26 protein-coding genes, 1 tRNA gene and 1 pseudogene are annotated in these 25,889 nt (G+C 42.3%); 24 read left to right on the top strand and 4 right to left on the bottom strand.

All coding sequences use genetic code 11. From position 1 onward, the window contains the following. Positions 1 to 205: 205 nt before the first annotated feature. The 17 genes from BA79_RS05840 to BA79_RS05760 all read left to right on the top strand — a co-directional run bounded on the left by BA79_RS05840 (position 206) and on the right by BA79_RS05760 (position 15,898). Positions 206 to 1,381 carry an ATP phosphoribosyltransferase regulatory subunit gene (locus tag BA79_RS05840; RefSeq protein WP_017368113.1) on the top strand — a complete coding sequence of 392 codons (1,176 nt, stop codon included), beginning with the start codon at positions 206 to 208 and terminating at the stop codon, positions 1,379 to 1,381. Next, positions 1,374 to 2,021 (top strand): ATP phosphoribosyltransferase, encoded by a 648-nt coding sequence (gene hisG, locus BA79_RS05835; RefSeq protein ID WP_007500071.1) that lies wholly within the window; start codon positions 1,374 to 1,376, stop codon positions 2,019 to 2,021. The genes BA79_RS05840 and hisG overlap by 8 nt, the downstream gene beginning before the upstream one ends. Further along, positions 2,018 to 3,307 carry a histidinol dehydrogenase gene (gene hisD, locus BA79_RS05830; protein ID WP_035701526.1) on the top strand — a complete coding sequence of 430 codons (1,290 nt, stop codon included), beginning with the start codon at positions 2,018 to 2,020 and terminating at the stop codon, positions 3,305 to 3,307. Before hisG ends, hisD begins: the two co-directional genes overlap by 4 nt. Next, positions 3,304 to 3,888 (top strand): imidazoleglycerol-phosphate dehydratase HisB, encoded by a 585-nt coding sequence (hisB, locus tag BA79_RS05825; RefSeq protein WP_017357901.1) that lies wholly within the window; start codon positions 3,304 to 3,306, stop codon positions 3,886 to 3,888. Before hisD ends, hisB begins: the two co-directional genes overlap by 4 nt. Then, positions 3,888 to 4,526, top strand: a complete 639-nt coding sequence (gene hisH / locus BA79_RS05820; RefSeq protein WP_007500077.1) for an imidazole glycerol phosphate synthase subunit HisH — start codon at positions 3,888 to 3,890, stop codon at positions 4,524 to 4,526. The genes hisB and hisH overlap by 1 nt, the downstream gene beginning before the upstream one ends. Beyond that, positions 4,523 to 5,260, top strand: a complete 738-nt coding sequence (hisA, locus tag BA79_RS05815) for a 1-(5-phosphoribosyl)-5-[(5-phosphoribosylamino)methylideneamino]imidazole-4-carboxamide isomerase (RefSeq protein ID WP_035701523.1) — start codon at positions 4,523 to 4,525, stop codon at positions 5,258 to 5,260. The genes hisH and hisA overlap by 4 nt, the downstream gene beginning before the upstream one ends. Beyond that, positions 5,257 to 6,015: an imidazole glycerol phosphate synthase subunit HisF gene (hisF, locus tag BA79_RS05810; RefSeq protein WP_035701517.1), complete on the top strand. Its 759-nt coding sequence runs from the start codon at positions 5,257 to 5,259 to the stop codon at positions 6,013 to 6,015. Before hisA ends, hisF begins: the two co-directional genes overlap by 4 nt. Further along, on the top strand, positions 6,012 to 6,641 hold the full coding sequence (gene hisIE, locus BA79_RS05805) for a bifunctional phosphoribosyl-AMP cyclohydrolase/phosphoribosyl-ATP diphosphatase HisIE (RefSeq protein ID WP_025208029.1): 630 nt from the start codon (positions 6,012 to 6,014) through the stop codon (positions 6,639 to 6,641). Before hisF ends, hisIE begins: the two co-directional genes overlap by 4 nt. A 130-nt stretch (positions 6,642 to 6,771) precedes the next feature. After that, entirely contained in the window at positions 6,772 to 8,232 is a 1,461-nt protein-coding gene (locus BA79_RS05800; protein WP_035701515.1) for a tetratricopeptide repeat protein, read from the top strand. Positions 8,233 to 8,596: 364 nt separating this feature from the next. Further along, positions 8,597 to 9,970, top strand: a complete 1,374-nt coding sequence (locus BA79_RS05795; RefSeq protein ID WP_035701512.1) for a C40 family peptidase — start codon at positions 8,597 to 8,599, stop codon at positions 9,968 to 9,970. A gap of 234 nt (positions 9,971 to 10,204) precedes the next feature. Beyond that, positions 10,205 to 11,155 carry a thioredoxin-disulfide reductase gene (trxB, locus tag BA79_RS05790; RefSeq protein WP_029575420.1) on the top strand — a complete coding sequence of 317 codons (951 nt, stop codon included), beginning with the start codon at positions 10,205 to 10,207 and terminating at the stop codon, positions 11,153 to 11,155. Positions 11,156 to 11,512: 357 nt separating this feature from the next. Further along, on the top strand, positions 11,513 to 11,977 hold the full coding sequence (locus BA79_RS05785; protein WP_008348133.1) for an 8-oxo-dGTP diphosphatase: 465 nt from the start codon (positions 11,513 to 11,515) through the stop codon (positions 11,975 to 11,977). 39 nt (positions 11,978 to 12,016) lie between these two features. Further along, a complete protein-coding gene (rapZ, locus tag BA79_RS05780) occupies positions 12,017 to 12,904 on the top strand; it encodes an RNase adapter RapZ (protein WP_025208027.1) in 888 nt (295 codons plus the stop codon). After that, positions 12,905 to 13,864, top strand: coding sequence for a gluconeogenesis factor YvcK family protein (locus tag BA79_RS05775; RefSeq protein ID WP_008348128.1), 960 nt, complete (start codon positions 12,905 to 12,907; stop codon positions 13,862 to 13,864). A 17-nt stretch (positions 13,865 to 13,881) separates the two neighbouring features. Then, positions 13,882 to 14,832, top strand: a complete 951-nt coding sequence (gene whiA / locus BA79_RS05770) for a DNA-binding protein WhiA (protein ID WP_008348125.1) — start codon at positions 13,882 to 13,884, stop codon at positions 14,830 to 14,832. Between the two features lie 26 nt (positions 14,833 to 14,858). After that, positions 14,859 to 15,116 carry an HPr family phosphocarrier protein gene (locus BA79_RS05765; RefSeq protein ID WP_008348124.1) on the top strand — a complete coding sequence of 86 codons (258 nt, stop codon included), beginning with the start codon at positions 14,859 to 14,861 and terminating at the stop codon, positions 15,114 to 15,116. A 38-nt stretch (positions 15,117 to 15,154) separates the two neighbouring features. Then, the gene (locus tag BA79_RS05760; protein WP_035701499.1) at positions 15,155 to 15,898 is read left to right on the top strand and encodes an arylamine N-acetyltransferase family protein; all 744 of its coding nucleotides are present in this window, start codon (positions 15,155 to 15,157) and stop codon (positions 15,896 to 15,898) included. Positions 15,899 to 15,950: 52 nt separating this feature from the next. Here the strand turns inward: BA79_RS05760 and BA79_RS05755 are convergent. Then, positions 15,951 to 16,277, bottom strand: a pseudogene (locus tag BA79_RS05755) (ribonuclease); the annotation flags it as partial. 342 nt (positions 16,278 to 16,619) lie between these two features. Then, a complete protein-coding gene (locus tag BA79_RS05750) occupies positions 16,620 to 17,597 on the bottom strand; it encodes a 2-hydroxyacid dehydrogenase (RefSeq protein ID WP_035701636.1) in 978 nt (325 codons plus the stop codon). A 563-nt stretch (positions 17,598 to 18,160) separates the two neighbouring features. On the opposite strand from BA79_RS05750, the gene BA79_RS05745 reads away from it, so the two are divergent. Both BA79_RS05745 and BA79_RS05740 read left to right on the top strand, forming a co-directional pair. After that, positions 18,161 to 18,742 (top strand): beta-class carbonic anhydrase, encoded by a 582-nt coding sequence (locus BA79_RS05745; protein WP_017357909.1) that lies wholly within the window; start codon positions 18,161 to 18,163, stop codon positions 18,740 to 18,742. Between the two features lie 37 nt (positions 18,743 to 18,779). Then, positions 18,780 to 20,402 carry a SulP family inorganic anion transporter gene (locus BA79_RS05740; RefSeq protein WP_035701494.1) on the top strand — a complete coding sequence of 541 codons (1,623 nt, stop codon included), beginning with the start codon at positions 18,780 to 18,782 and terminating at the stop codon, positions 20,400 to 20,402. 224 nt (positions 20,403 to 20,626) lie between these two features. On the opposite strand, the gene BA79_RS05735 is transcribed toward BA79_RS05740, so the two are convergent. Beyond that, positions 20,627 to 20,968, bottom strand: coding sequence for a MazG nucleotide pyrophosphohydrolase domain-containing protein (locus tag BA79_RS05735; protein ID WP_017359178.1), 342 nt, complete (start codon positions 20,966 to 20,968; stop codon positions 20,627 to 20,629). A gap of 136 nt (positions 20,969 to 21,104) precedes the next feature. Here BA79_RS05735 and BA79_RS05730 point away from each other — a divergent pair, with 136 nt between their 5' ends. Beyond that, positions 21,105 to 21,683 carry an LOG family protein gene (locus BA79_RS05730; protein ID WP_008347796.1) on the top strand — a complete coding sequence of 193 codons (579 nt, stop codon included), beginning with the start codon at positions 21,105 to 21,107 and terminating at the stop codon, positions 21,681 to 21,683. Between the two features lie 55 nt (positions 21,684 to 21,738). On the opposite strand, the gene clpP is transcribed toward BA79_RS05730, so the two are convergent. Then, positions 21,739 to 22,335, bottom strand: a complete 597-nt coding sequence (gene clpP, locus BA79_RS05725; protein WP_007500118.1) for an ATP-dependent Clp endopeptidase proteolytic subunit ClpP — start codon at positions 22,333 to 22,335, stop codon at positions 21,739 to 21,741. 253 nt (positions 22,336 to 22,588) lie between these two features. Between clpP and BA79_RS05720 the strand changes: the two genes are divergently transcribed. The 4 genes from BA79_RS05720 (at position 22,589) to BA79_RS05705 (ending at position 25,883) form a co-directional block, all read left to right on the top strand. Next, positions 22,589 to 22,664 (top strand) — tRNA-Arg (locus tag BA79_RS05720). A gap of 293 nt (positions 22,665 to 22,957) precedes the next feature. Then, positions 22,958 to 23,422: a DinB family protein gene (locus tag BA79_RS05715; protein WP_008347791.1), complete on the top strand. Its 465-nt coding sequence runs from the start codon at positions 22,958 to 22,960 to the stop codon at positions 23,420 to 23,422. 233 nt (positions 23,423 to 23,655) lie between these two features. After that, positions 23,656 to 24,546, top strand: a complete 891-nt coding sequence (locus BA79_RS05710) for an ABC transporter substrate-binding protein (RefSeq protein ID WP_035701633.1) — start codon at positions 23,656 to 23,658, stop codon at positions 24,544 to 24,546. Between the two features lie 167 nt (positions 24,547 to 24,713). Continuing rightward, entirely contained in the window at positions 24,714 to 25,883 is a 1,170-nt protein-coding gene (locus tag BA79_RS05705; RefSeq protein WP_035701492.1) for a macrolide family glycosyltransferase, read from the top strand. Positions 25,884 to 25,889: the final 6 nt, after the last annotated feature.

The following is a 25,889-nucleotide window of genomic DNA, read 5'->3' as shown; positions in this document are numbered from 1 at the left end:
TTTTAAGTATTATAGCATGTTCCTAAAGCAAAGAGATCAAAAAGGATTAGGTGTCATTTTAATGTAATATATGAACAAATGATTAAGGAAAAAAAGGGGAAAATAAAAATGATTGATTTAATCACTTTATTTTGTTAGCATATTATCATATTAGCGAACTAAAGGATTCGGAATTTTTTGTTTTAATGTGTTGGAGGTGCGGAACATGTTCATGTTTGAAAAACCATATGGTATGCGAGATTCATTACCAGGATTGTATGAGACGAAGAAAAGGGTTAGGCATTCTTTAACAGAGGTCATGAATGGTTGGGGTTATCGTTTAATGGAAACGCCAACGCTTGAATTTTACGATACAGTCGGTGTTCAATCGGCGATTACAGATACGCAGCTGTTTAAGCTTCTTGATCAAAATGGTCAAACCCTTGTGCTTAGACCTGATATGACGGGACCAATTGCGAGAGTGGCGGCCTCAAAGCTTCACGAACAGGCATATCCGCTTAGAGTCGGTTATGCAGCTAACGTGTTTCGGGCACAGGAAAGAGAAGGCGGAAGACCTTCTGAATTTGAGCAGGTCGGTATTGAATTGATCGGTGATGGTTCGATTAGTGCAGATGCTGAGGTCATAGCGCTTGTCGTGTTTGCATTAAAAAATGCTGGACTTCAATCCTTCAAAATTGCGATCGGGCATGTGGCTTTAGCTGAGACCTTGTTTTTAGATGTACTAGGGAATACGGAGCGGGCGAACGTATTGCGCCGATTTTTATATGAAAAGAATTATGTGGGGTACAGGCAGCATGTCAAACAATTGCCGCTCTCATCCATCGATAAAACAAGGCTGCTCCAGCTTTTAGAGCTGCGCGGCGGTCAAGAAGTGACCCAGCAGGCTGAAGAAATTGTGGTCTCACAAGAGGGCAAAGAAGTGCTGGCGGAGTTAAAGGCGCTGTGGGAGACACTTGAAGATTACGGCTGTACAGAATATATCCGTTTGGATTTAAGCATGGTCAGTCATATGAGCTACTATACGGGAATTTTGTTTGAAGTATTTGCAGATCATGTTGGGTCAGTCATCGGAAGTGGCGGCAGATATGACCAATTGCTTGCTCATTTTGATGCACCTGCCCCAGCCACAGGATTCGGACTTCGATTAGACCGTCTGCTTGAAGCGCTTGATGCAAAAGAAATCAATGAGCCGCAGGAGGCAGTGATTTTTAGTAAAGAACAACGTCTTGAAGCATTTGATTTTGCAGAAAAAGAGCGGACAAAGGGCAAAAGGATTGTTCTCCAAGACTTAGCAGGTATTGAAAATATCGATGCCATGACCAAGGCATTTGAGCAAGTGACTTATTTTATCGGCGCTAGAAAGGAAGAGCAAAATGGGTAAAGTGTTGACAATGGCAATGCCAAAGGGGCGGATATTTGAAGAAGCAGCAGGGCTATTAAGACAGGCTGGATATCAGCTGCCGGAGGAATTCGAAGATTCAAGAAAATTAATCATTGATGTACCGGAAGAAAACCTCCGCTTTATTTTAGCGAAGCCAATGGATGTGACGACATATGTAGAGCACGGTGTAGCGGATGTGGGCATTGCAGGCAAAGACGTCATGCTTGAAGAAGCACGGGATGTGTACGAAGTGCTCGATTTAAACATTAGCAAATGTCATTTAGCTGTAGCGGGCTTGCCGGGAGCCAGCTGGGGCGGTGTCGCACCGCGTGTGGCTACAAAGTACCCAAATGTCGCTTCTTCTTATTTTAGAGAACAAGGTGAGCAGGTGGAGATCATTAAGCTAAATGGTTCCATTGAATTAGCACCGCTCATCGGACTTGCCGATCGAATTGTTGACATTGTCTCCACCGGTCAAACACTTAAGGAAAATGGGCTTGTTGAAACGGAACATATTTGTGACATTACGTCACGTTTTATTGTCAATCCTGTGAGCTATCGAATGAAGGATGCGGTAATCGATGAAATGGCGCAGCGTCTGGCAAGAATCATCGAAGGAGAAGGGGAGGAAACATCATGAACATCACCTACATACAAGAAGGTGAGACAGACACTCTCTCACTCAAGCGTTCTCTAGATACAGGAACGGAAGAGCAGCGACTGGCTGTTCAGCGAATAATCGAAGAAGTGAGAAAAAATGGTGACGAAGCGGTACGGTCTTTCACGAAGCAATTTGACGGTGTCTCTATTGAACAACCACTTGTGACGGAGGATGAAAAGACAAAAGCCTACGAACGTTTGGAACCGGAGATGATCAAAATCATCCAAAAAGCGATCCGGAATATTCGAACATATCACGAGCGTCAGCTAACCTCCTCTTGGTTTTATCACCAAAAGGACGGCTCAATGCTAGGTCAGAAAGTAACGCCGCTCGATGCGGTGGGTGTATATGTCCCAGGCGGAACGGCCGCCTATCCATCATCTGTTTTAATGAATGTGATCCCGGCACTTGTTGCCGGCGTTGAGCGAATTGTCCTTGTGACACCGCCAGGAAAAGACGGTCGTCTGTCTGACGCTGTACTAGTAGCTGCGAAGGAGTTGGGCATTTCAGAAATGTACAAAATGGGTGGTGCTCAGGCGATAGCTGCTCTTGCATATGGAACGGACAGTATCCAGCCTGTTGATAAAATCACCGGTCCAGGAAACATTTATGTAGCACTTGCCAAACGGGAAGTATTTGGTCAAGTAGACATTGATATGATTGCGGGCCCAAGTGAAATTGCTGTTTTAGCAGATGAAACGGCAACTGCACATGAGGTGGCAGCTGATTTGCTTTCACAGGCAGAGCATGATGCATTGGCATCTAGTATTTTGGTGACACCATCTAAAGGATTGGCTGAAGCAGTGCAAGCGGAGGTGCAAGCGCAGCTTGATACTTTGCCAAGGAAATCAATTGCAGCACAATCTATTCAAGACCATGGTTATATTTATGTAACAGAATCTTTGGATCGTGCAGTTGATATCGTGAACCAGTTAGCCCCAGAGCATTTAGAAGTGCTGACGGCGTATCCAGCATCACTACTTGGTCAAATCAAGCATGCTGGAGCAATTTTCTTAGGGCGTTACAGCCCAGAGCCGGTAGGGGATTACTTCGCAGGACCGAACCATGTGTTGCCAACAAACGGGACGGCAAGATTCTCCAGTCCGCTTGGTGTCACGGATTTCCAAAAGAAAACGAGTATCATTTCATATAGCAAAGAAGCCTTCGAAACACATAGGGAAAGCATTGCGGCTTTTGCAAGATTAGAAGGGCTTGAAGCACATGCCAGATCGATTGAAGCGAGAAAGCGGGAGGAATCAAAATGAGACAGGCGGAAACAGCGAGACAGACAAATGAAACGAACATTTCGTTAGCGCTAGAGATAGATGGTGAAGGAAAAGCGGATATTCAGACAGATGTCCCTTTTATGACGCACATGCTCGACTTATTCACGAAGCACGGACACTTTAACTTAACTGTAGATGCAAAAGGAGACACAGATGTCGATGATCACCACACAACAGAAGATATTGGCATTGTGCTTGGGCAGATGTTGAAAGAAGCGCTCGGTGATAAGAAAGGAATTAAGCGCTACGGCTCTAGTTTTGTTCCAATGGATGAAACTCTCGCCCAAGTCGTCGTGGATTTAAGTAATCGTCCTCATTTGGAAATGAGAGCGGATTTCCCGAGTCAGAAGGTCGGCACCTTTGATACGGAGCTGGTTCATGAGTTTCTTTGGAAATTTGCCCTTGAAGCACGAATCAATCTGCATGTGATCGTTCACTATGGAACCAATACCCACCATATGATTGAAGCCATTTTTAAAGCGATGGCACGCGCCTTAGATGAAGCAACAACCATTGATCCGCGTGTGAAAGGGATTCCGTCGACAAAGGGGATGCTCTAATGATTGGCGTCATTGACTATGGAATGGGAAATTTGTTTAGCGTATCAAAAGCACTGGAACGAGCAGGAGCGTCTTATATCGTGTCTTCTGAAGCAGAGGAGCTGAAAAAGGCAGATGCGTACATTTTGCCAGGGGTCGGTTCGTTTCGTGATGCGATGCAGCTGTTAAGACAGACAGGACTTGAGGCGTTTATCCACCAAGTCGTGCAGGAAGGAAAGCTATTATTTGGCATTTGCCTTGGCATGCAGTTGTTGTTTGAAGAAAGTGAAGAAGCAGGAAAAACAAAAGGGTTAGGCCTTTTAAAAGGGCGTGTCGTTCTTTTGAAGGATCGTGATCAGGATGGACAAAGGCTGAAGGTGCCTCATATGGGCTGGAATGAGCTCACATTTCACCAGCCGTCACCATTATTTGACGGTGTGCCGGAAGGATTTGCATACTTTGTTCACTCTTATTATGTGAGCGGCATGAATCCAGAAGACCTATTGGCAAGTGCGCCCTATGGCGTGCAAGTACCTGCTGTTGTTGGAAAGGGGAATGTGTTTGGAACGCAGTTTCACCCTGAAAAAAGCAGTACAACAGGAATGGCACTGCTGAAACAGTTTATTCAATTAGCAAACGAACAGAGGGTGAGCAAATGAGTGATTTTACATTATATCCAGCAATTGATATGAGAAATGGCAAATGTGTACGACTTGTGCAAGGAGACTATGACCAAGAAACCATTTATGGAGATTCACCGTTAGACATGGCGAGACGGTTTGCAAATGAAGGAGCGAAATGGATACATCTCGTTGATTTAGATGGCGCAAAAGCAGGAAAACGCGTGAATCACGAACATGTGCTGGCGATTGCTTCCTCATTAGATGTGAATGTCCAAATTGGCGGCGGCATTCGGACAGAAGAAGATGTAGCATTTTATTTAAACAATGGCGTATCGAGAGTCATTCTTGGCAGTTCAGCGGTGTCGAACCCGGTTTTTGTGAAAAAAATGCTGGCGCAATATGGGGAGAAAATCGCCATTGGCATTGATGCACGAAACGGTTTTGTATCGACTGAAGGGTGGCTTGAAACGTCGGAAGTGAAGGCGGAGGAACTTGGTCAGGAACTGGCAAAGGAAGGCGCAGAGGTCTTCATTTTCACGGATATTCAAATGGACGGCATGCTGTCTGGTCCAAATGTGGAAAGTACGGTTCGATTAGCAGAAGCAACTGGCAAACAAGTCATTGCCTCAGGTGGTGTCAGTGCAGTAGGTGATCTGCAAAAGCTGTCAGCACAAAAGCAGACAGGTGTGTCTGGTGCAATCATTGGCAAGGCGCTGTACACAAAGCAATTTACTTTAGCTGAAGCGTTTGAAGGGCTTGACAGCATATGATGACAAAACGAATCATTCCATGTCTTGATGTAAAGGAAGGGCGTGTGGTCAAAGGGATCCAATTTCTAGGCTTGAAGGATGCTGGTGATCCGGTCGAATTAGCGCAGATCTATGACGAGGAAGGTGCGGATGAACTCGTCTTTCTTGATATATCTGCCTCTCATGAAGGCCGAAAAACGATGGTGGATGTGGTCAAACAAGTGGCATCCACTCTCGCTATCCCGTTCACGGTGGGCGGCGGGATTAACCACCTTGATGACATGAAGCGTATATTAAGAGCGGGGGCAGACAAGGTGTCTGTGAACACAGCGGCTGTTTTAACACCGGAGCTAATAACAGAAGGAGCCGACTTTTTTGGTTCACAGTGCATCGTTGTTGCGATTGATGCGAAATACGATGAAGAGAAACAAGCATACATGGTCTATACGCACGGAGGACGCCGTCAAACGGATTTAGAAGTGAGTGACTGGGCGAAAGAAGCCGTGCGAAGAGGAGCAGGCGAGATCTTGCTGACTAGCATGGATGCCGATGGTGAGAAAACGGGCTTTGAGCATCGTTTGACGAAGCTTGTATCAGAAGCAGTCACAGTGCCAGTTATTGCTTCAGGAGGTGCTGGCAATGCGCAGCATATGCTGGAGGCTTTTACGAAAGGTGAAGCTGATGCCGCACTCGCAGCCTCTATTTTCCATTATAAAGAAACCTCAATTCAAGAGGTGAAGACATATTTGAGAGAACACGGGGTGAAGGTAAGATGAAACAGGCAAACGAATTAACCTTTAATGATGCAGGTCTCATTCCTGCCATTGTACAGGATGCTCAAAGCAAGGAAGTTCTTACTTTGGCGTATATGAATCAAGAATCCTATGAAAAAACATTAGAGACAGGGGAAACATGGTTTTTTAGCCGGTCGAGAAATGAGCTTTGGCACAAAGGAGCCACATCTGGACATACCCAGCGTGTTACATCTATTCGCTATGACTGTGATCAAGATGCCCTGCTTGTTCTAGTGACACCAAGCGGCCCAGCCTGCCATACAGGCAGCTATAGCTGTTTTTCAGAAGAGGGCGTGAAACAGCAAAGGGGAGAACAAGACCGCTTTGCTATTTTAAATGAACTGGAACAGGTCATTGCGAAGCGGCAGATGGAAATGCCAGAAGGAGCGTATACAACCTATTTATTTGAAAAAGGAGTCGACAAAATCCTGAAAAAGGTAGGGGAAGAAGCTTCTGAAGTTATCATTGCAGCGAAGAACCGAGATCAAGAAGAATTGAAATGGGAAACAGCAGATCTCCTGTATCACCTTCTTGTGTTATTACGTGAACAGCAGCTGCCTCTTGATGATGTATTAAAGGTATTGAAAAAGCGCCATCAAGGGGAATGAAAAGCTGGGGGTACCCCCAGCTTTTTGCTTTTAAATGAAAAACAAATCCTTCCTTTCCTTTTGTTCTATGTGACGACTCATGAAGTATGTTATACTACACACGGTACACTGTTCGAAATGGAGGGTATCGGTGAGTAAATACACTTCTCAAAATAATCACACACAAGTCGTCCAGCTATTCCAAGATGGGCATTACTTTTTTCATAAAGGTCTAAAAGCATATAGAGAAAGAAATCTGTCTAGGGCAAGTAAGTTGATACAGCGGGCCATCGTACTTGAGCCTGAAAATGTAGAAATGCTGTCGCAGCTTGCCATTATTTATACTGAAATGGGTCATTACCAACAATCTAATGAACTGCTTGATTTTATCCTTGAACACTTGGATGAGAACATGTCAGAGTGTCACTACTTTAAAGCCAATAATTATGCGAATCTCGGTTTGTTTCAAGAGGCATATAGATGCGCCACTGCTTATGCTGCGCTGGAAGAAGACGGGGAATTTGCAGATGAAAATGACGATCTCCTCGATCTGCTTGATATGAGTGACGATGTTGATGAAGATTTTCCTTATGATCAGGATGATCTGATTGTAAAGCAGGATCAAGCCAACCATTTGCTAGAAAGCGGCAGGCTGGATGAAGCAATCGAGATGCTGGAACAGATGATTGTTGAGTATCCAGAGTTTTGGTCAGCGTATAATAATCTCGCTTTGGCCTATTTTTATTCTGGCCAAATCGATCAGGCAAAAGAAATGTTGAACCGGGTCCTTCATGAAAATCCCGGTAATCTGCATGCCCTTTGTAATCAGCTTGTTTTCTATCATTATGAAAAAGAAGAAGAAAAGGTCAATTTGTTAGCGAAGCAATTAACGCACGTGTATCCAATATTAAGTGAACAGCGTTATAAGCTTGGTGCGACATTTGCCCTTGTTGGAGAATTTGAATGGGCATTTAAATGGCTTTATTCTTTGTATAAAACAGGTTTCCAAGGTGATAGTACGTTTTTATACTGGCTGGCAAGTGCAGCCTATTATACGGGCCACAAAACGCTGGCGCAAACCGTCTGGGATAAGATGGTGGAAGAAGATATTGATGCAGATGAAATCAAGCCGTGGCAAGATAAACCAGAGGAGTCTGAGCCAATGGTTTCAATTGAGGAACGACTCACTGCCTACTATGTCAGCAAACAAAAAGGTGAACGTGACGTCTTGCAATCTGTTCTTGATTCCCGCGCTGCGAAAACGGCCTTTGAACAGCAGTTTATTGAGTTACTTTTATATGAAGATCAAATGGAAGAAAGATCGTTTTCAGAAGATGCGGTCTTCGCAAAACAGGCGGCATCTGCTTTGGAAGAAGCGGTGAATCCTGATAGCCACATGCCATATTTTTGGTTATTCCATATTATTCAGCAAGCACGTGCTTCAGGCGTAGAGAAGAAAAATGCCATTGCATGGGCAGCAGCTTCTTATTATCTATGGATGAATGAACAAGAAGAATCAGCTGTCAGCAAAAAAGAGATCGCAGCTTCTTTTCAGATCAGCGTTCAAACGCTGTCAAAATATGAGAATATTATTTGTGCGTTCATGGTTTGAATAGGTAAATAGATTCAGATAACAGCAGCATGGCCGAAAAGGTCATGCTTTTTTCTTGGATAAAAAGGTGGGATTTGCTAGGATTTGGCGAAGTATGACAATCTCGACATCTATTTGAAACATAAATGTAATAAAAATATTAGCTCATTTTGTCGATGTGTCATGTATAATGAAACTCGTGGATTAAAACAAAGATATATATTTAAATATTTTACTATACATAATGCAACACCTAGTGATAGAAACAATCTGGTCAACATCTGACTGAATCATCAGGAAGAAAGACACAGGAAGCACAGATTGGTCGCAGAGAATTTGCTGCTTTCTCATGTCGCTTGGGAAATTGTCAAAGGAGGAACTATACGTGAAAAAGTTTATTACTTTCGGTTTAGCTTCGGTGATTGGAGCGAGCGGTTTATTTATTCCATTTACTCATGAAGCAAATGCACAGAACTTTGAACAAAAGAAACAAGAACTAGACAGCAAGCAGTCAGAGGTAAACAAGAATCTTCAAAAGAAAAAAGAAGAGCTTTCAAAGCTTGAGGCAAAACAAGAGGCACTTGCGCTAAAGCTAAAAGAAATTGACGAAAAAGCTTTAAAAACAAGTGATCAAATCGAAGAAAAACAAAAAGAAAACGAAAAAACAAAAAAAGAAATCAAGGCACTGAAAAAAGAAATTGCTGATACAGAAAAACGTATCGAAGAAAGAAACGAATTCTTGAAAAAGCGTGTACGTGCGCTTCAAGAAAGCGGTGGTTCTACGAAATACATAGATGTATTACTAGGAGCAAAAAGCTTTAGCGATTTCATCAGTCGTGCAGGTGCTGTATCTACATTAATCAACGCAGACAGCGAAATCATTAAAGAACAAGAAAGAGACAAAGCGGAATTACAAAAGTCTGAAAACGAATTAAACACAAAGCTTGAAGATGTTCAAAAGACGCTTGCAAAGCTTGAAACACTTCAAACTGACTTAAATAAACAGCTTGATGAGAAAGACAAGCTATTCAAGCAAGTGAAAAAGCAAAAAGGAAGTGCTTCTTCTCAAATCAGCGAGTTAAACACTGAGGCAAACAGCATTGCATCTGAAAAAGACGCAACAATCGCTGCTCAAAAACAAGCTGAAAAAGAAGCAAGAGAAGCTGCTCAACAAGCAAAAGAAGAAAAAGCACAAAGACAACAGCAACGTCAAGCTAGTGTTCAAGCTGGAGACAACAGCTCTAATAACGACAGCGGTTCTTCTTCAAATAACAGTGGATCTTCAAATAACAATAGCAGCAGTTCACCGAGCAAGAAGCCATCTTCTGGCGGTGGATCACCTGTCAGCAATAACGTAGGCGGAATCGAAGGTGCGATCAGCACAGGTTCTACCATTGTAGGACAATCTCCATATAAATGGGGCGGCGGCAGATCACAAGCCGATATTGACGCACGTCGTTTTGACTGTTCTTCATTCGTTCGCTGGGCATTTGCATCAGCAGGCATCAACCTTGGACCAGTTGGCGGTACAACAACAGATACGCTTGTAGGTAAAGGAAGAGCTGTAAGTGCATCTGACATGAAACGCGGAGACCTTGTGTTCTTTGATACGTATAAAGTAAATGGACACGTTGGTATTTACTTAGGAAACGGTACATTCTTGAACGATAACAGCTCTCGCGGTGTTTCAGTTGACTCTATGAGCAACGTTTACTGGAAAAAAGCATTCAATGGCGTTGTAAGAAGAGTCGTTGAATAAATCATTACTTACTATATAACCGTAAACAGGCTTCCTTAAACAGCAGTTTAAGGAAGCTTTTTCTTTTTTTGAAGATATGAGCAAATGATTCGCTTATTATCCGCAGATTTAATAGGATATGGGTAAGGAATAAAAGCTAAGAGTGGAAATGATGCTCTCTGTCATGAATGGAAGCATCACCCAAGGGCATTCTAATAAGAAATGCTAGCAGCAATTGAAGAGGGAGTGACAGTTGTGTCAGAAGAAAAAATCTACGATACGATCATCATTGGAGCGGGTCCTGCCGGAATGACAGCCGCTGTTTATACATCACGGGGAAATCTTTCAACACTGATGATTGAAAGAGGAATTCCAGGCGGCCAAATGGCGAATACGGAAGATGTCGAGAACTATCCGGGCTTTGAAAGCATCTTAGGGCCGGAACTTTCAAATAAAATGTTTGAGCATGCAAAGAAATTCGGTGCCGAGTATGCGTATGGCGATATTAAAGAAATTGTAGATGGTGAAGAGTACAAAACCGTCAAAGCTGGTTCAAAAGAATACAAAGGACGCTCTGTCATTATTGCGGCAGGTGCTGAATACAAAAAAATCGGTGCACCAGGCGAAAAAGAACTTGGCGGCCGCGGCGTATCATACTGCGCTGTATGTGACGGTGCCTTCTTTAAAAACAAAGAGCTTGTCGTGATTGGCGGAGGAGACTCAGCAGTAGAAGAGGGTGTTTACCTCACTCGCTTTGCGTCTAAAGTCACAATTGTCCATAGACGCGACAAACTTCGTGCCCAAAGCATCTTACAAGCACGTGCATTTGATAATGAAAAAATCGACTTTATGTGGAACAAAACCGTTAAAGAAATCAATGAAGAAAATGGGAAAGTCGGCAGTGTGACATTAATTGATACCGTGACAGGTGAGGAAGAAGACTTCAAAACAGATGGCGTCTTTATCTACATCGGTATGTTGCCGCTGTCTAAACCATTTGAAAATCTAGGGATTACAAATGCAGAGGGCTACATTGAGACGAACGAAAGAATGGAAACAAAAGTTGAAGGAATCTTCGCAGCTGGTGACATTCGTGAGAAAACACTTCGTCAAATCGTCACAGCAACAGGTGATGGAAGTATTGCAGCACAGAGTGCACAGCATTATGTAGAAGAGCTTGCTGAAAAGCTAAAAGCAATGAAATAAACAGCTGTCGTAAATCCTTAATATTGCGTCACGGGCTTTTAACTGGAATGTAACACGGGTGAAACAATTATCCGTTATGATAAAACTAGTAATTGACCCCCTTTTATAAGGAATACATGTTTGGCACGGATGTGAATCCGTGTCCTTTTTTTTGCTTAAAATCAGAAATTCACGAGATGTTCACAAATGACGCATGGAGAACCGTTACATGTTGTAAAATAAAGAATAGAGAAAGTGCCCGTCGCCATATTCATACGAAAACCTGTCTGTTTTCAGTGAAGAACGGGCATGTTCATTGTGGGAGTCATGATGAACCTGTATAATAAGAAAAAGACATAAAAGAGTAGGTGACAGCTGATGCAACGAGTAACCAATTGTGTGCTGCATCACGAAGATCAAGTTCTCTTGCTGCAAAAGCCAAGACGAGGCTGGTGGGTAGCACCTGGCGGCAAAATGGAGAGCGGAGAATCGGTCAAGGATTCAGTCGTTCGAGAATTTAGAGAAGAAACAGGCATTTATATTTTAAATCCGCAGCTAAAAGGCGTGTTTACCTTTATCATAAAAGAAGGCGATCAAATCGTTCAAGAGTGGATGATGTTCACCTTTATGGCAGATTCCTTTACAGGAAAAAACGTATCAGAGTCGGAGGAAGGCATTTTAAAATGGCATGATGTAAAAGATGTACCCAGCTTGCCGATGGCTCCAGGAGATTCCCATATTCTTGACTTCATGTTGAAAGGGAAAGGACTTCTCCACGGCACTTTTACGTATACACCAGACTTTGAGCTGATTGCTTATCGATTAGATCCTCAAGGAGACTAATAAATGAACCGTTTTCATAAAGAAGGAGAGGGAGCAGGCATGAATACGCACAAACAAGATGATATTCAGCTTGTGATTATTACAGGGATGTCAGGTGCGGGGAAAACCGTTGCCATCCAAAGCTTTGAAGACTTAGGTTACTTTTGTGTGGATAACTTACCGCCATCACTTTTACCGAAGTTTCTAGAGCTTATGAAGGAATCCAATTCAAAGATGAGCAAGGTGGCCCTTGTGATGGATTTGCGCGGACGCGAATTCTTTGATAGCTTAATTGCAGCCTTAGATGAAATGAGTGATCTTGGTTGGATCACACCAAGAATATTATTCTTAGATGCAAACGATAAGGTACTTGTCTCAAGATACAAAGAAACGAGACGTTCGCATCCTCTTGCGACAACAGGTTTGCCGCTCGAAGGAATCGCGATGGAACGCGATCTGTTAGAAGAGTTAAAAGGCCGAGCTCAAATGATTTTTGATACATCGGATTTGAAACCGAAACAGCTTCGAGAAAAGATTGTCACACACTTTGCTACGAATCAGGGGCAAGTGTTTACAGTGAATGTGATGTCATTTGGCTTTAAGTACGGCTTGCCAATTGATGCTGATCTTGTATTTGATGTGAGATTTCTGCCGAATCCTTACTATATTGAGAGCATGCGTCCACAGACTGGAAATGATGAAGAAGTACGCTCCTATGTCATGAAGTGGAGTGAAACGCAAAAGTTCACAGAGAAATTAATCGACCTTCTCAGCTTTATGCTTCCGTCCTATAAACGAGAAGGGAAAAGTCAGCTGGTGATCGCTATTGGCTGTACAGGTGGACAGCACCGATCAGTGACGCTAGCGAACTACTTATCGGAGTATTTTAAAAATGACTACTATACTCATGTCACTCACCGGGACATTGAAAAGAGAAGCAGAAAATAGATGACGACACTTCCAAAGGTGGTCATTCTTGGCGGAGGCACTGGCTTATCTGTTTTGCTCAGAGGGCTAAAAACAAAGCCAGTGGATATTACCGCTATTGTAACGGTTGCTGATGATGGAGGCAGCTCAGGCAGACTGCGACATGATTTGAATATTCCGCCTCCAGGCGATATTCGGAATGTCCTTGCGGCACTTTCTGATGTCGAACCGCTTGTAGAAGATTTATTTCAGCACCGTTTTAATAAAGGGAATGACTTAACAGGCCACTCTCTCGGCAATCTCATTCTTGCGGCTATGACGAATATAACCGGTGATTTTTTTCATGCCGTCACAGAAATGAGCAAGGTCTTAAATGTGAGAGGAAAAGTATTGCCAGCAGCGAATTCAAGTGTTGTTCTTCATGCTGAATTAGAAAATGGGCAAGTGGTAACAGGAGAATCAAAAATCCCAACCTATGGTGAGCGAATTAAACGAGTGTTCCTCACACCCGATACGATTGAACCGCTCCCAGAATCGATTCAAGTCATTCGTGAAGCCGACTTGATCGTCCTCGGACCTGGCAGCTTGTATACAAGTATCTTGCCAAACTTGCTTGTACCGCATATTGGCGAAGAAGTGATTCGTTCTAAGGCGAAAAAAGTCTATATTTGTAATGTCATGACACAGCCGGGGGAAACGCTTTCCTACAGTGCAGCTGATCATGTGCAGGCACTAAACGATCATATGGACCGACCATTTATCGATACGATATTTGTGAACAATAAAGAAATTCCAGAAGAAATCAAAGCAAAATATGCAGAAGAGCAGGCGCAGCCTGTACAATTCGACACAGATGTACTCAAAGCCATGGGACTAGAAGTCATCCCTGGGGAAATCATTACATATGACCAGCATGTGATTCGTCATGACACGCTGAAAGTAGCTGCGCTGCTTGTCGATTTGCTGCATCAGAAAAAATAGGAATGGGGGTGGCAAGGATGTCATTTGCATCCGAAACAAAAAAAGAGCTGACTAATCTGGAAGTGAAGGACTGCTGCACAAAAGCAGAGCTTTCTGCCCTCATCCGTATGAACGGTTCATTATCTTTTTCTAATCGAAAATTGATTTTAGATATACAGACAGAGAACGCAGCCATTGCAAGACGTATTTATACCCTTTTGAAAAAGAAATACGATGTGACTGTCGAGCTGCTCGTTCGTAAAAAAATGAGATTAAAAAAGAATAATGTGTATATTGTCAGACTGGTAGAACGAGCGAAAACCATTTTAGAGGACCTAAAGATATTAGGTGAACAATTTGTATTTGAACGCAACATTTCAGAAGAACTTGTGAAGAAAAGATGCTGCAAGCGTTCCTATATGAGAGGTGCTTTTTTAGCAGGAGGTTCTGTGAATAATCCAGAAACCTCTTCGTATCACCTTGAGATTTTTTCACTATACAAAGAACATAATGATGCCCTTTGTGAGCTCATGAATCAATTCCATCTTAACAGTAAAACACTTGAACGAAAAAAAGGCTTTATCACATACATGAAGGAAGCGGAGAAAATTACGGAATTCTTAAGTGTTGTGGGTGCTCATAACTCATTGCTTCGTTTTGAAGACGTGCGCATCGTCCGAGATATGAGGAATTCTGTGAACCGGCTCGTCAATTGTGAAACAGCAAACTTGAATAAAACGATCGGTGCCTCACTGCGCCAAGTTGAAAATATTCAATTCATTGACGAAAAGATTGGACTAGACGCCCTGCCAGATAAGCTGCGTGAAATTGCGCAACTGCGTATTGACTACCAAGAAGTCACACTAAAGGAACTTGGCGAAATGGTGGAAAGCGGCAAGATCAGCAAATCAGGCATTAATCACCGTTTAAGAAAGCTAGATCAAATTGCAGAACAATTAAGAAACGGACAAGCTGTTACACTCAAATAGGGAAATAAAAAAGGGAGGCAGATCATATGGTGGAAAAAACGGTCACAATTCAGCTGAAAACGGGTTTGCAGGCACGTCCGGCTGCTTTGTTCGTTCAAGAAGCCAATCGTTTTGGTGCTGATATTTTTCTAGAGAAAGATGGGAAAAAAGTCAATGCGAAGAGTATTATGGGACTGATGAGCCTTGCGATCAGCTCTGGGGTCACCGTCAAACTAATAGCTGATGGAGCAGATGAACAAGAAGCCATCGATGCGTTAACGGATTTTATCAATCAAGAAAACTGAGTCTCTTCAAGGGCTCAGTTTTTTTAGGAGGGAAAGTTGTGATTCAATCAGCCTTTTTACAGAAAATTGGATACGAAGCTTCGTCCATTACCTTTGAACAATTGCCTGATTTACTAAGGAAGATGGCTTATACCTTTCCTTTTGAAAATAGATCTGTGGTGGGTAAACACGCTTATGCTTTGGATCAAGAAGGTTTGAAGCTTCATCTTCTGGAAGGCAGCAGAGGTGGGCTTTGCTATGACCTCAATCCGCTCTTATATTATGTCTTAAAAGAGGCAGGTCTCGCTGTACAGCTCGTTCAAGGGACCGTATATAACAAAGAAGCAGAGAAGTGGGCACTGGATGGAACGCATGTAGCCATCGTCCTTCAACATCACCATGAGCGATACCTCATTGATGCAGGATTTGGTGTGAATTTACCCCTTCAGCCCGTCCCTTTTACAGGTGAATGGGTGGAAGCACCGTCCCTTCGTTTTCGAGTGAACGCAGAGGAAACAGAAAAAGGAACCCATCTACTCCAATTGGATAGGGGAGCGGGTGCTGAAACAGGTTATGCTTTTACATTGAAAGAAGTCGGTGAAGATACACTTGTGCAATTGAGGCATGAGATTTATGAAAATGAAGCCTCTCCTTTTAACAAAAGGCCGCTTGCATCCAAACTGACACCAACAGGTCGTGTGATCGTGACAGAAGATCATGTCACGATACATGAACAGGAAGAAGTATCGAAGAAACCACTCTCACAACCGTTTGAGGAGTACGTACAAAAACTGCTTCCGTAAACAATATGAAAAAAGACAGCCCTTTTGACTTAGGGCAGTCTTTTTACAATGATTAACGAATCCTCGTAAATGTCGCATAGTGATCGGTTGTTTTATAAATGAGCCAGTCACTTGAGTATACTAGGCGGTCAGCATTACGGAAACCGGATACGTAGTTGATGTCGGCTTCACGCCATGTACGGCCGCTAGCTGATGGAAGGCGTCCCTCCCGATTAGAGAATACGTCTCCACCGATGCTTTTGCCCGGCGCGACTTCAGCTAAATTTCCTTTTGATGCCACCCATCCGAGGGCGCTCGCTTGTGATTTGGTGATGTAATTATCAGGTAGTCGTTTATAGCGGATTAAGTAATCTGCTACACCATCAAAGGTATTAATGACGGCAAGGGTACGAAGGTCTGGTGCAAGCTGTACGGAAGCAGTCTCATTTGTGGCTGTGGGTGTAAGTGGTGTTTCTGCATGGACTTGCTGCGGGATAAATCCAGAAAACAGAATGGCAGCAATCAGAGCGAACAGAGTAAAAATCGAACTTATTTTTTTCATCTTGATCCTCCTCAAAAGGAAATGGGATGCCGTCCTCTTGATGCTTGTCTACCTCATATTATAGCACCGGCATATGAAGAGAATGTAAAGAATCAGGAGATTGGAAAAAATGAGGCTTTTTGACCTACTGTCTCTAGATGACGTAAACAAAAAGACGCAGTTCCCTGCGCCTTTTTTCAATTAAGATGAGGCAAGCTCCTTCACAATATCAACAGGGGCTTTACCGTCAATTCCATGAAGAACATTATGAATGGCTCGTTTCAGCATAAGATCTCTTGTCGTTTCAGTAGCGGAACCGATATGCGGGGCAAGCGTGACATTGTCCATCTCTTTGAAAGGATGATCTTCCTGAAGCGGTTCTTGCTCATACACATCCAGACCAGCTCCTTTAATCCACCCTTCCTGCAGTGCTTGAATGAGGCTTTTCTCATCGACGGTTTTTCCTCGGGAGATGTTCACGAATAAAGCTGTCGGCTTCATTAATTTCAATTCCCGCTCTCCTATCATATGGTACGTCTCATCAGTCAGCGGTGTGATTAACACAATGATATCAGCTTGCTTTAGCAAGTCATCCAGTGCACAATATACAGCGCCATAGGCCGATTCGGCTTTCTCGTTTCGGCTCCGGTTGTGATAGAGGACGTTCATATCAAAACCATGAGCGGCTCGTTTGGCTACTTGCTCACCGATTCGTCCCATCCCAATGATCCCAAGCGTTTGATGATGGACATCAATGCCGAATATATCTTCCTCTTGAACAAATTTTGTCCATTTTCCCTTGCGGATAAAACGATCAAGCTCGGCAATTCTCCTCGCAGAAGAGAGAATGAGCGAAAAGGCAAGATCAGCAACGGTATGATCGAGTGTATAAGGCGTGTGCGTACCAATCACGCCTCTTTGTCTCATGGCTTCTAGATCAAAATTGTCATAGCCGACTGAATTATTGCTTACCACCTTGAGTTGAGGTGCATGATCTAATAAATCTTGATCAATTTTCGTACCAGATGTTAAAAGGCCATCAGCCTTCTGCAGCTTCTCAAATAATAGATCTCTTGGGATCGGATCCTTTGACTGCCATACCTCATATGTACAATGTTCTTTTAACATGTCTTCAAAAGAGGCAGGTAAGGGTTTGGCGACAAAAATATGTGGTTTCATCATCAACTCGCTCCTTTCACATGGTCATCTTTCTCTTTTTATTATAAAGCAACCATTTTGGCAGTACACGTTTGAATATGAGCTGCTCAATATTTAATATACTGAAATAACTGAAAAGGAGAGATTTTTATAGTGAAAGAGTAAATGACATGGCCATCTGATGTCTTTTTATGATGTAGAAAAACGAGTGATTAGTAGATGAGTCATAGAAAAATGCTAGATGTTTCGGGAGATAATCTGACAAACTGGAAAATAGATCGAGACTTTTTGGTAGAAAATTTATTATATTTGCAGTGTATTAAACGGGATGGTCATTTTCTACTAAACCATTTCATCGTCTTTTGGTGAAATGAGAGCCATCGTTTGTAAGCAAAAGCCGCATATCCCCTGTGCTGAAGCGGAACAAAGAGCAAAATAGAGAAAATGCTTACATATTCTCTCATCGTTTTCTCATTTTTTTCTTTTTTTTCTATCATTTTTCTTCTCTATGCTTGAGAACACACAAGGGAAAAGGAGGCCAGGTAAGGCGTTACAATCACTTGAAAAAGATAGGAGATGACAGGATGGAATCAACATTAGAACAGATTCTTCAGCACAATGCAGATTTTGTGAAAGAGAGACAGTATGAGCCTTTCAAGGCGGGAAAATTTCCTGAGAAGAAATTGGTTATATTAACTTGTATGGATACACGCCTGTTGGAATTATTACCGCAATCCATGGGGCTTCGTAATGGTGATGCGAAGATCATTAAAAATGCAGGAGCCATCGTCACACATCCATTTGGCAGTGTCATGCGGAGTATTTTACTAGCCATTTATGAGCTGAAAGCAGAGGAAGTATGCATTGTCGGACACCATGAATGCGGAATGGCAGGCCTTGCGGCAGACCCTTTACTTGAAAAGGCAAAAGCACGGGGAATTGAGGAAAAGTGTTTGAGCATTGTGAAAAGCGCAGGTGTTGATTTAAAGGGCTGGCTGACAGGCTTTGATTCAGTGGAAGAGAGCGTATCCCAAAGTGTGAAATTAGTCAAAGAGCACCCGCTCATGCCAAGTGATGTAGCTGTTCATGGACTAGTGATTCATCCGGCAACAGGAAAGCTGGATGTCGTTATAAAAGATAAACAGATCGACCCGCAATATACCTAAATCATCTACACATACTTGAAGGAGGCCAACACATACCATGCGTTTTTATGGAAGATTTGAAGGTTATGATTCATCAAAGTTTAGACGCGATTTAATCGCTGGGCTTGTCGTGGGCGTTGTGGCAATTCCTTTAGGCATGGCTTTTGCCATTGCATCTGGTGTCGGACCAGAATACGGACTATACACAGTCATCGTTGCCGGCATTTTGATTTCATTGTTTGGTGGTTCAAAGTATCAGATTGGCGGACCGACCGGGGCATTTGTTCCAATTTTATTCGGGATCGTCAGCCAGTACGGTATTGAAAACTTACTCATTGCTGGTTTTATGGCAGGCTGTATGCTTGTCTTATTCGGAATATTCAAACTAGGAAAGCTCATGAAATTTATTCCTCGTCCGGTTATCATCGGCTTTACTGCCGGCATTGCTGTCATTATTTTTTCAGGACAGATTGCCAACTTCCTCGGATTAAAGGGTGTTGAAAAACATGAAAGCTTTTTCCTCAATATGAGAGAAATCGTGGTCCATCTCGGTACCGCAAACAGTCTCGCCATTCTCACAGCGATTGTTGGGCTCATCGTGATTTTGGCGGCACAAAAATACATTCCCAAAATACCTGGTGCTCTATTAGGTCTACTCGTTTCAACATTTATAGCTGTTCTCTTTTTTCAAGGACAAGTTGAAACCATCGGCTCTGCATATGGCGAAATCCCTCGTCAGCTGCCAACTTTCGCTTTTCCTGAATTGACGATTGAAAAAATGATTTATTTGCTGCCGCCGGCTATTGTCATTGCGCTTTTGGGCGGCGTGGAGTCGATCTTGTCAGCTATGGTTGCTGATAATATGAAAGGCTCAAAGCATGACAGCAACAAGGAGCTTGTCGGGCAAGGAATTGCCAATATGGCGGCACCGCTTTTTGGAGGGATCCCAGCGACTGGAGCGATTGCTCGTACGGCAACAAACATTAAAAATGGTGGAGCAAGCCCCATTTCAGGAGTCGTGCATGGTGTCGTTGTCTTGCTCATCTTAATGTTATTTGCACCATATGCATCGATGATTCCACTTGCTGCCATGGCACCGATTTTGATGTTTGTGGCGTGGAATATGAGTGAGAAAAAGGAGTTTATCAATATTGTCAAAGTCAAAAATGCGGATTCCCTTGTGCTTGTCGTGACCTTCCTGCTAACGGTCATCGGTGATTTGATTATAGGGGTGACTGCAGGTCTCATTTTAGCGTTTATCGCCTTTATCAAAAAAATGAGCCAGACAACGAATATTTCCTCAAATGTTGCTGTTCCTCAAATCGAAACCGCAGCTGCCTTAGAAAGGGAGACCGATCAGAAAGGGATTAGTATGTATTCGATTGAAGGGCCACTCTTTTTCGGTACAACCGATTCATTGGAAAATTCGATTTTGGATCATGTTCAGACAAAGCCGAAAACACTCATTTTGCTTATGAACAAAGTGAATTATATGGACACCTCAGCAGAAGCGGTTCTGATGAACATTTCTAATCGTTTAAAGCATCACAATGGAAAATTGATGATTGTAGGGCTTCAATCACAGCCAAAAGAGCTTTTGCATCGTACCGGTCTTTTCCATCACATTGGAAAACAGCATTTCTTTGAACGAACGGATGATATTTCACCACAGCAGCTATAAAAGGCTAAAAAAAGCACGTGACATGTCGGTCACGTGCTTCAGCGTATAGACAAACCCTCGCATTCTTTGTCAGTTCTGCGTGCCGGTGCTCACGAATGTCAAATTCGCTCCGCGCCGGTACTCGTCCTTCCTAGACTGCAAAGGTTTTCTATCACGCTGAAAAGAAGACAAAGGGCTAAAATCAAGTTCATTTTAGCCCTTTGTCAAATCCCGTGACATGTCGGTCACGGGATTTTCACCTGCTCTTTTTCACTAGAAAACCGTTGTGTGAGTTTCTGTTGATGGGAAGAGAAGACCTCTTCTACTGTTACATCATAGAGATCAGCTAGAACAAGTAGATTTCCTAAGACATCTCCCATTTCTTCAATAAGGTCCTTTCTTAACGCGGCGTCCTCCTGTGTTTTCTCATCAGGTCGATCGCGTCCAATTTCGACCGCCCTGACTGCACGAGCGAGTTCACCTGTTTCTTCCATCAGGAAACCTAACCTGATAAACGGCCCGTATTCTGTCCAACTTCTCATTTTGTAGAAATCTTTGATCCATTTTTCCATTTCAGTTGTTTGCATTCTCTTTATACAGCTCCTTATATGGTGTTCGCCTTCTAATTTTACACTATATATAGATGGAGCGGCTGTTTCTTTACAATGAATTATAGTAGAATGAGTGGGTGAAGAAATCATAGAGAGAGATGGAGCTGTTTTGATGAAAACGATTTGTGTGTTTGCTGGTTCGAATCCAGGTGTGAATGACATCTACAAACAAAAAGCTGTCGAGCTAGGGGCTTATATGGCAGAGCAAGGAATCCGTCTTGTATACGGCGGCTCACGAATTGGCTTAATGGGAGCTATAGCGGATGAGGTATTGAAAAACGGCGGGCAAGTGATCGGAGTCATGCCAAAAGGGCTTTTTAGAGGAGAGGTTGTGCATCAAGAGCTAACCGAATTGATTGAAGTTAAAGGGATGCATGAACGTAAAGCGAAAATGAGCGAGCTGGCCGATGGGTTTATTGCCATGCCAGGTGGTTTTGGTACATATGAAGAATTATTTGAGGTGCTATGTTGGGCGCAAATTGGCATCCATCAAAAGCCAATCGGATTGTATCAAGTGAATGACTATTTCAATCCGCTCATAGACATGGTGAAGTTTAGTGTACAGGAAGGTTTTTCGAATGAATCACACCTTCAATTACTACATGCCTCTGGAGAACCGAAAGAATTGATTTCACAGATGGCTTCCTATCAAACACCAACTCTTCAACAGAAATGGACGGAGCTGTCTTAAAATAGATGCATAACAAAAAACCGTCTGTTCAAAGAGCAGACGGTTTGTTTTGTGATTATTTTTGTTCTTCTGTATTACGGGTCAAGACTTTGTCAATGAGTCCGTATTGAAGTGCTTCTTCCGCTGTTTTGAAGTTGTCACGATCTGTATCGCGCTCAATGACTTCAATTGGCTGACCAGTACGTTCAGCAAGTACTTGATTCAGTTTATCGCGTAAAGAAAGGATTCGTTTTGCCGCAATTTCAATTTCTGTTGCTTGACCTTGCGCACCACCTAGTGGTTGGTGAATCATCACTTCACTATTTGGAAGGGCATAACGCTTACCTTTTTCACCAGCAGCAAGCAGGAACGCACCCATAGATGCAGCCATACCAATACAAATAGTTGATACCTTTGGTTTAATAAATTGCATCGTATCATAAATGGCCATACCAGCTGTGATCGAACCGCCAGGGCTGTTAATGTAGATAGAGATATCTTTTTCTGGATCCTCGGCTTCTAAGAAGAGAAGCTGTGATACGATGGAGTTGGCAACATTGTCATCGATCGCAGAACCAAGCATGATAATACGGTCTTTTAAAAGACGAGAATAAATGTCGTAAGCTCTTTCCCCACGATTTGTTTGCTCAATGACTGTAGGTATTAAATTCATAATGTTCCTCCTTCACCTTTTAGGTAAGTATGTAATTCAATGATACATTTTTGGTCAATAAAGGTCAAACAAAATGCTGACCTAAAATCAAATACCCCTATCCATTTTCCCCAAAATCCTTTCACTTCAAACCATCATATGATTATATGTATGGGAATGAAGAAAATACATCGACAGGGCTGGCGATTAATCATTGCTTTCTTGCAGCATTTCCCTTATAATTTGTTATGCTGACGTTCAAAAAACAAATCGTGCGCTCGTAGCTCAGTTGGATAGAGCGGTGGTTTCCGGTACCACGTCTGCCGGGGGTTCGAATCCCTCCGAGCGCGTCTTGAGTATCCGATGGATTATTTATGAAAGAACTTGAAAACCCTTTGAAATAAAGGGTTTTTTTGTTTTTTTATGAGTGGTATTGTGTGAGTAAATTGAGAGGAACTTCACTATTTATTAGAGAGTTCATTTTGTATCGAAAAACACAGATTAATATTGTTAAAAAGACAAATTTTCTTGATGATAGGCAATCAAGTAAACTTAATCTATTATTGGAGTATAAAGTCAGTTCATCAATATTCTCAAAGCTTGTTCAACGAAAAGGGCAGAATTCATTCATAAGGAGGCACTAATGAATTGTGAAAGTGTTTTACATCAAATTGAAGTAGCTGTTAAAACATTAATAAAAATAGTGAGTCAATTAGAAGAAGCTGATTTACGAAAAAGACCAACACCTCATAAGCAGTCTATCGGAGAGTTGCTGGAACACATTGCGATCATTTGTGAAGCTGACTGGCGTATTGCGAATGAGGCGACCCAAGAAGAGATGGAAACATTTTATGCTAATGTATCATATAAAACTGTAAAGTCGATAGAAAAAGGCTTAATGACTAATTTCCATTCATTAAAAAATCATTATATGAAATTATCGGACACAGAACTACTGTCTCGTACCACTTCCTATTGGGGTGTGACATATACAAGGTATGAATGGTTGTTAGAGATTTTAGCACATGTTTATCATCATAGGGGGCAAGTACACGCTATGCTTGTTCACTGTTACGATAAAGACCCTAAAATTTCTATGTTTGAATAACTGTCCTCAATTCAAATAACCATCCATCGTGTTGGTTCAAGTAATGTCAATTATACGTTCTTCGAGTTCATGCTCGACCTAGTTCACGATAGAACAAGGTCTCTCAAACCCTTCTCCATTAAGAGAGGGGTTTTTGTGTGGCGTTCACTTCTAAAACTTTACATCTATACCAAACTATTTATGCTATAATTAATAATCATTCTCAATTAAAGGTGGTTTCGTAAGTGAAAAAAATGATGTGGCTTATGAGTCTGCTGGCAGTATTGTTGGTGGCTTGCGGGCAGAAAGACAATAAAGAACAAGAATCAAATACTCGTACATATACAACTGAAACGGGTGAAAAGATCACCATTCCTGACAAGCCGAAACGAATTGTTGTGTTAACAGCACAGCTTGGAAATTTTAAAAAGTTAGGTGTGACACCTGTTGGCATGACAGATGTTTATCCTAAATCATCCTTTTTAGATGAAACAGGTGTGAAGAGGGTGCCGATAGAAAATGTGGAGGCAATCGCCAAACTGAAGCCTGATCTCATCATTGCTTATTCACAAAATGATCAAGTTGAAAAATATAAAAAGATCGCAAAAACAATTACTTTCACAACAAGTGAACATAGCTTCAAAGAGATGCATATTGAAATCGGAAAGATTCTTGGAAAAGAAGCGTTAGCGAAAAAACAAGTACAACAAATGGACGAGCAGCTGAAGAAAGATGGCAAAGAGATTAAAGCAAAAATTGGTGATGACAAGACGTTCTCTATTATGGACGTCGAACCAAAGCAAGTATACTTATTTGGTACAGACTTTGGCCGCGGCGGGGCAGTCATCTATCAAGGCTATGGGTTCAGCTTGCCTGAAAAGGCAGAAAAAGCTCTTCCAAAAGAAGGGTATCTCGGCATTTCATTAGAAGAGATGAACGAGTATACTGGCGACTATTTACTTGTACCAACAAAGGATGGAAAAGCACCGAATTTTGATATCACAAGCAGCGGTGTATGGAAGAAAAATAAAGCAGTGAAACAAGGACATGTTCTAACCTATTCAATCAATGAATTTATCTATGCTGATCCGATCTCAATTGAAAAACAGTCTGCTGCGTTTAAACAAATGCTGCTCAAAAAATAATCAAAAAAAGACAAAGTACTTAAACGGGAGGCTTTGTCTTTTTTTTGATAACCTCTTAAAATTACTAGCCATAAGACTCATTTCTGCCCTTTTCAGGCGTATTTGTTGAGCCCGATCACTGTATAAGATTAACATGGAAGAGAATTGACAATAAGGAGAGGATTCTTGTGGCGAAAGTTTTAATGATTACGTTCCCAGCTGAAGGACATGTGAACCCAATGTTAGGGATGATAAGAGCATTTGTTGATCGAGGTGATGAAGTGCATGTGGTCACAACTGAACATTATCAAAAACGGATCAAACGCTTAGGCGCTCACATACATATACATCCAGATTATATTCGAACATTAAGTGTGGAAGAAGACAATTTGGAATCCATGCAGCCATTTTTTCATGCCATGCTACAAACGTCATTAGACATTTTAGAAGTAGTGGAAACTCTTTCTCAACAGCATTCGTTTGATTTGGTCTATTTTGATATGTTTGGAGCAGGTGAGCTTGTGCGGGATTACTTACAGATTCCAGGCATCGGTTCGAATCCTTCTTTTGTGCTGCAGGAGGCGCATTTTGATACACCTTTATACAGAAAAGATGAGAAGGCGGCTCATCTGTTAGAAGAAATACATGAACGTTTTGGCGTTCAGCCAACCCATTTGATGCAATTCATGAAAAACCGCGGAGAACTGAATATGGTGTATACAAGTGAATATTTTCAGCCGTCTGTTGATGCATTGGATGATTCGTTTGTCTTCATTGGACCTAGCTTTCTAAAACGTGCTGACCAGCATGATTTCCCGTTAGAAACGCTTGAGGGAGAGAAGGTCGTCTTTATTTCAATGGGAACGGTTCTTGGAGATACTGAAGCATTCTTTAATATGTGTATTGATGCCTTTGCCGACTTTGATGGAAAAGTGATTCTCGCAACTGGTGAAAAAATCGACATGTCTCTCCTAAAAGAAGCGCCATCTCATTTTCTCATCGAGCCTTATGTGCCGCAGCTTGAAGTCCTTGAACTGACAGATGTGTTTGTGACTCACGGCGGGATGAACAGTGTCAATGAAGGTATTCATTATCATGTTCCGATGGTTGTCATTCCGGTTGACAAAGATCAGCCGATGGTGGCAAAAAGACTGACGGATCTCTCTGCTGCTCGTGCACTCGATAAAGACCAGCTGACAGCAAAACAGTTGAGAGATACTGTAGAGAGTGTACTCGGAAGTGACACATACCGTGCTGGGATTGAAAAGATTGAAGAAAGTTTCCAAACAGCAGGTGGAACAGAAAAAGCATTACGTGTCATTGATCAGTTTATGCAAGCGAAACAGACTCAATCATGAGTCTGT

Origin of the sequence: Bacillus altitudinis 41KF2b, from assembly GCF_000691145.1 — a bacterium.
Taxonomy (GTDB): domain Bacteria; phylum Bacillota; class Bacilli; order Bacillales; family Bacillaceae; genus Bacillus; species Bacillus altitudinis.
The sequence above is the reverse complement of the archived record's forward strand: the minus strand, read 5'-3'. Positions and strand labels throughout refer to the sequence as shown.

Excerpts from the sequence above, each read along its gene's own strand:
- hisD (WP_035701526.1), top strand. The coding sequence starts at position 2,018 with ATGAACATCACCTACATACAAGAAGGTGAGACAGACACTCTCTCACTC.
- hisB (WP_017357901.1), top strand. The coding sequence starts at position 3,304 with ATGAGACAGGCGGAAACAGCGAGACAGACAAATGAAACGAACATTTCG.
- hisG (WP_007500071.1), top strand. The coding sequence starts at position 1,374 with ATGGGTAAAGTGTTGACAATGGCAATGCCAAAGGGGCGGATATTTGAA.
- hisH (WP_007500077.1), top strand. The coding sequence starts at position 3,888 with ATGATTGGCGTCATTGACTATGGAATGGGAAATTTGTTTAGCGTATCA.
- rapZ (WP_025208027.1), top strand. The coding sequence starts at position 12,017 with ATGAATACGCACAAACAAGATGATATTCAGCTTGTGATTATTACAGGG.
- BA79_RS05740 (WP_035701494.1), top strand. The coding sequence starts at position 18,780 with ATGCGTTTTTATGGAAGATTTGAAGGTTATGATTCATCAAAGTTTAGA.
- whiA (WP_008348125.1), top strand. The coding sequence starts at position 13,882 with ATGTCATTTGCATCCGAAACAAAAAAAGAGCTGACTAATCTGGAAGTG.
- BA79_RS05735 (WP_017359178.1), bottom strand. The coding sequence starts at position 20,968 with ATGCAAACAACTGAAATGGAAAAATGGATCAAAGATTTCTACAAAATG.
- hisA (WP_035701523.1), top strand. The coding sequence starts at position 4,523 with ATGAGTGATTTTACATTATATCCAGCAATTGATATGAGAAATGGCAAA.
- BA79_RS05710 (WP_035701633.1), top strand. The coding sequence starts at position 23,656 with ATGATGTGGCTTATGAGTCTGCTGGCAGTATTGTTGGTGGCTTGCGGG.
- BA79_RS05785 (WP_008348133.1), top strand. The coding sequence starts at position 11,513 with ATGCAACGAGTAACCAATTGTGTGCTGCATCACGAAGATCAAGTTCTC.
- clpP (WP_007500118.1), bottom strand. The coding sequence starts at position 22,335 with ATGAATTTAATACCTACAGTCATTGAGCAAACAAATCGTGGGGAAAGA.
- BA79_RS05840 (WP_017368113.1), top strand. The coding sequence starts at position 206 with ATGTTCATGTTTGAAAAACCATATGGTATGCGAGATTCATTACCAGGA.
- BA79_RS05775 (WP_008348128.1), top strand. The coding sequence starts at position 12,905 with ATGACGACACTTCCAAAGGTGGTCATTCTTGGCGGAGGCACTGGCTTA.
- BA79_RS05765 (WP_008348124.1), top strand. The coding sequence starts at position 14,859 with ATGGTGGAAAAAACGGTCACAATTCAGCTGAAAACGGGTTTGCAGGCA.
- BA79_RS05750 (WP_035701636.1), bottom strand. The coding sequence starts at position 17,597 with ATGAAACCACATATTTTTGTCGCCAAACCCTTACCTGCCTCTTTTGAA.
- hisIE (WP_025208029.1), top strand. The coding sequence starts at position 6,012 with ATGAAACAGGCAAACGAATTAACCTTTAATGATGCAGGTCTCATTCCT.
- BA79_RS05745 (WP_017357909.1), top strand. The coding sequence starts at position 18,161 with ATGGAATCAACATTAGAACAGATTCTTCAGCACAATGCAGATTTTGTG.
- BA79_RS05715 (WP_008347791.1), top strand. The coding sequence starts at position 22,958 with ATGAATTGTGAAAGTGTTTTACATCAAATTGAAGTAGCTGTTAAAACA.
- BA79_RS05730 (WP_008347796.1), top strand. The coding sequence starts at position 21,105 with ATGAAAACGATTTGTGTGTTTGCTGGTTCGAATCCAGGTGTGAATGAC.
- hisF (WP_035701517.1), top strand. The coding sequence starts at position 5,257 with ATGATGACAAAACGAATCATTCCATGTCTTGATGTAAAGGAAGGGCGT.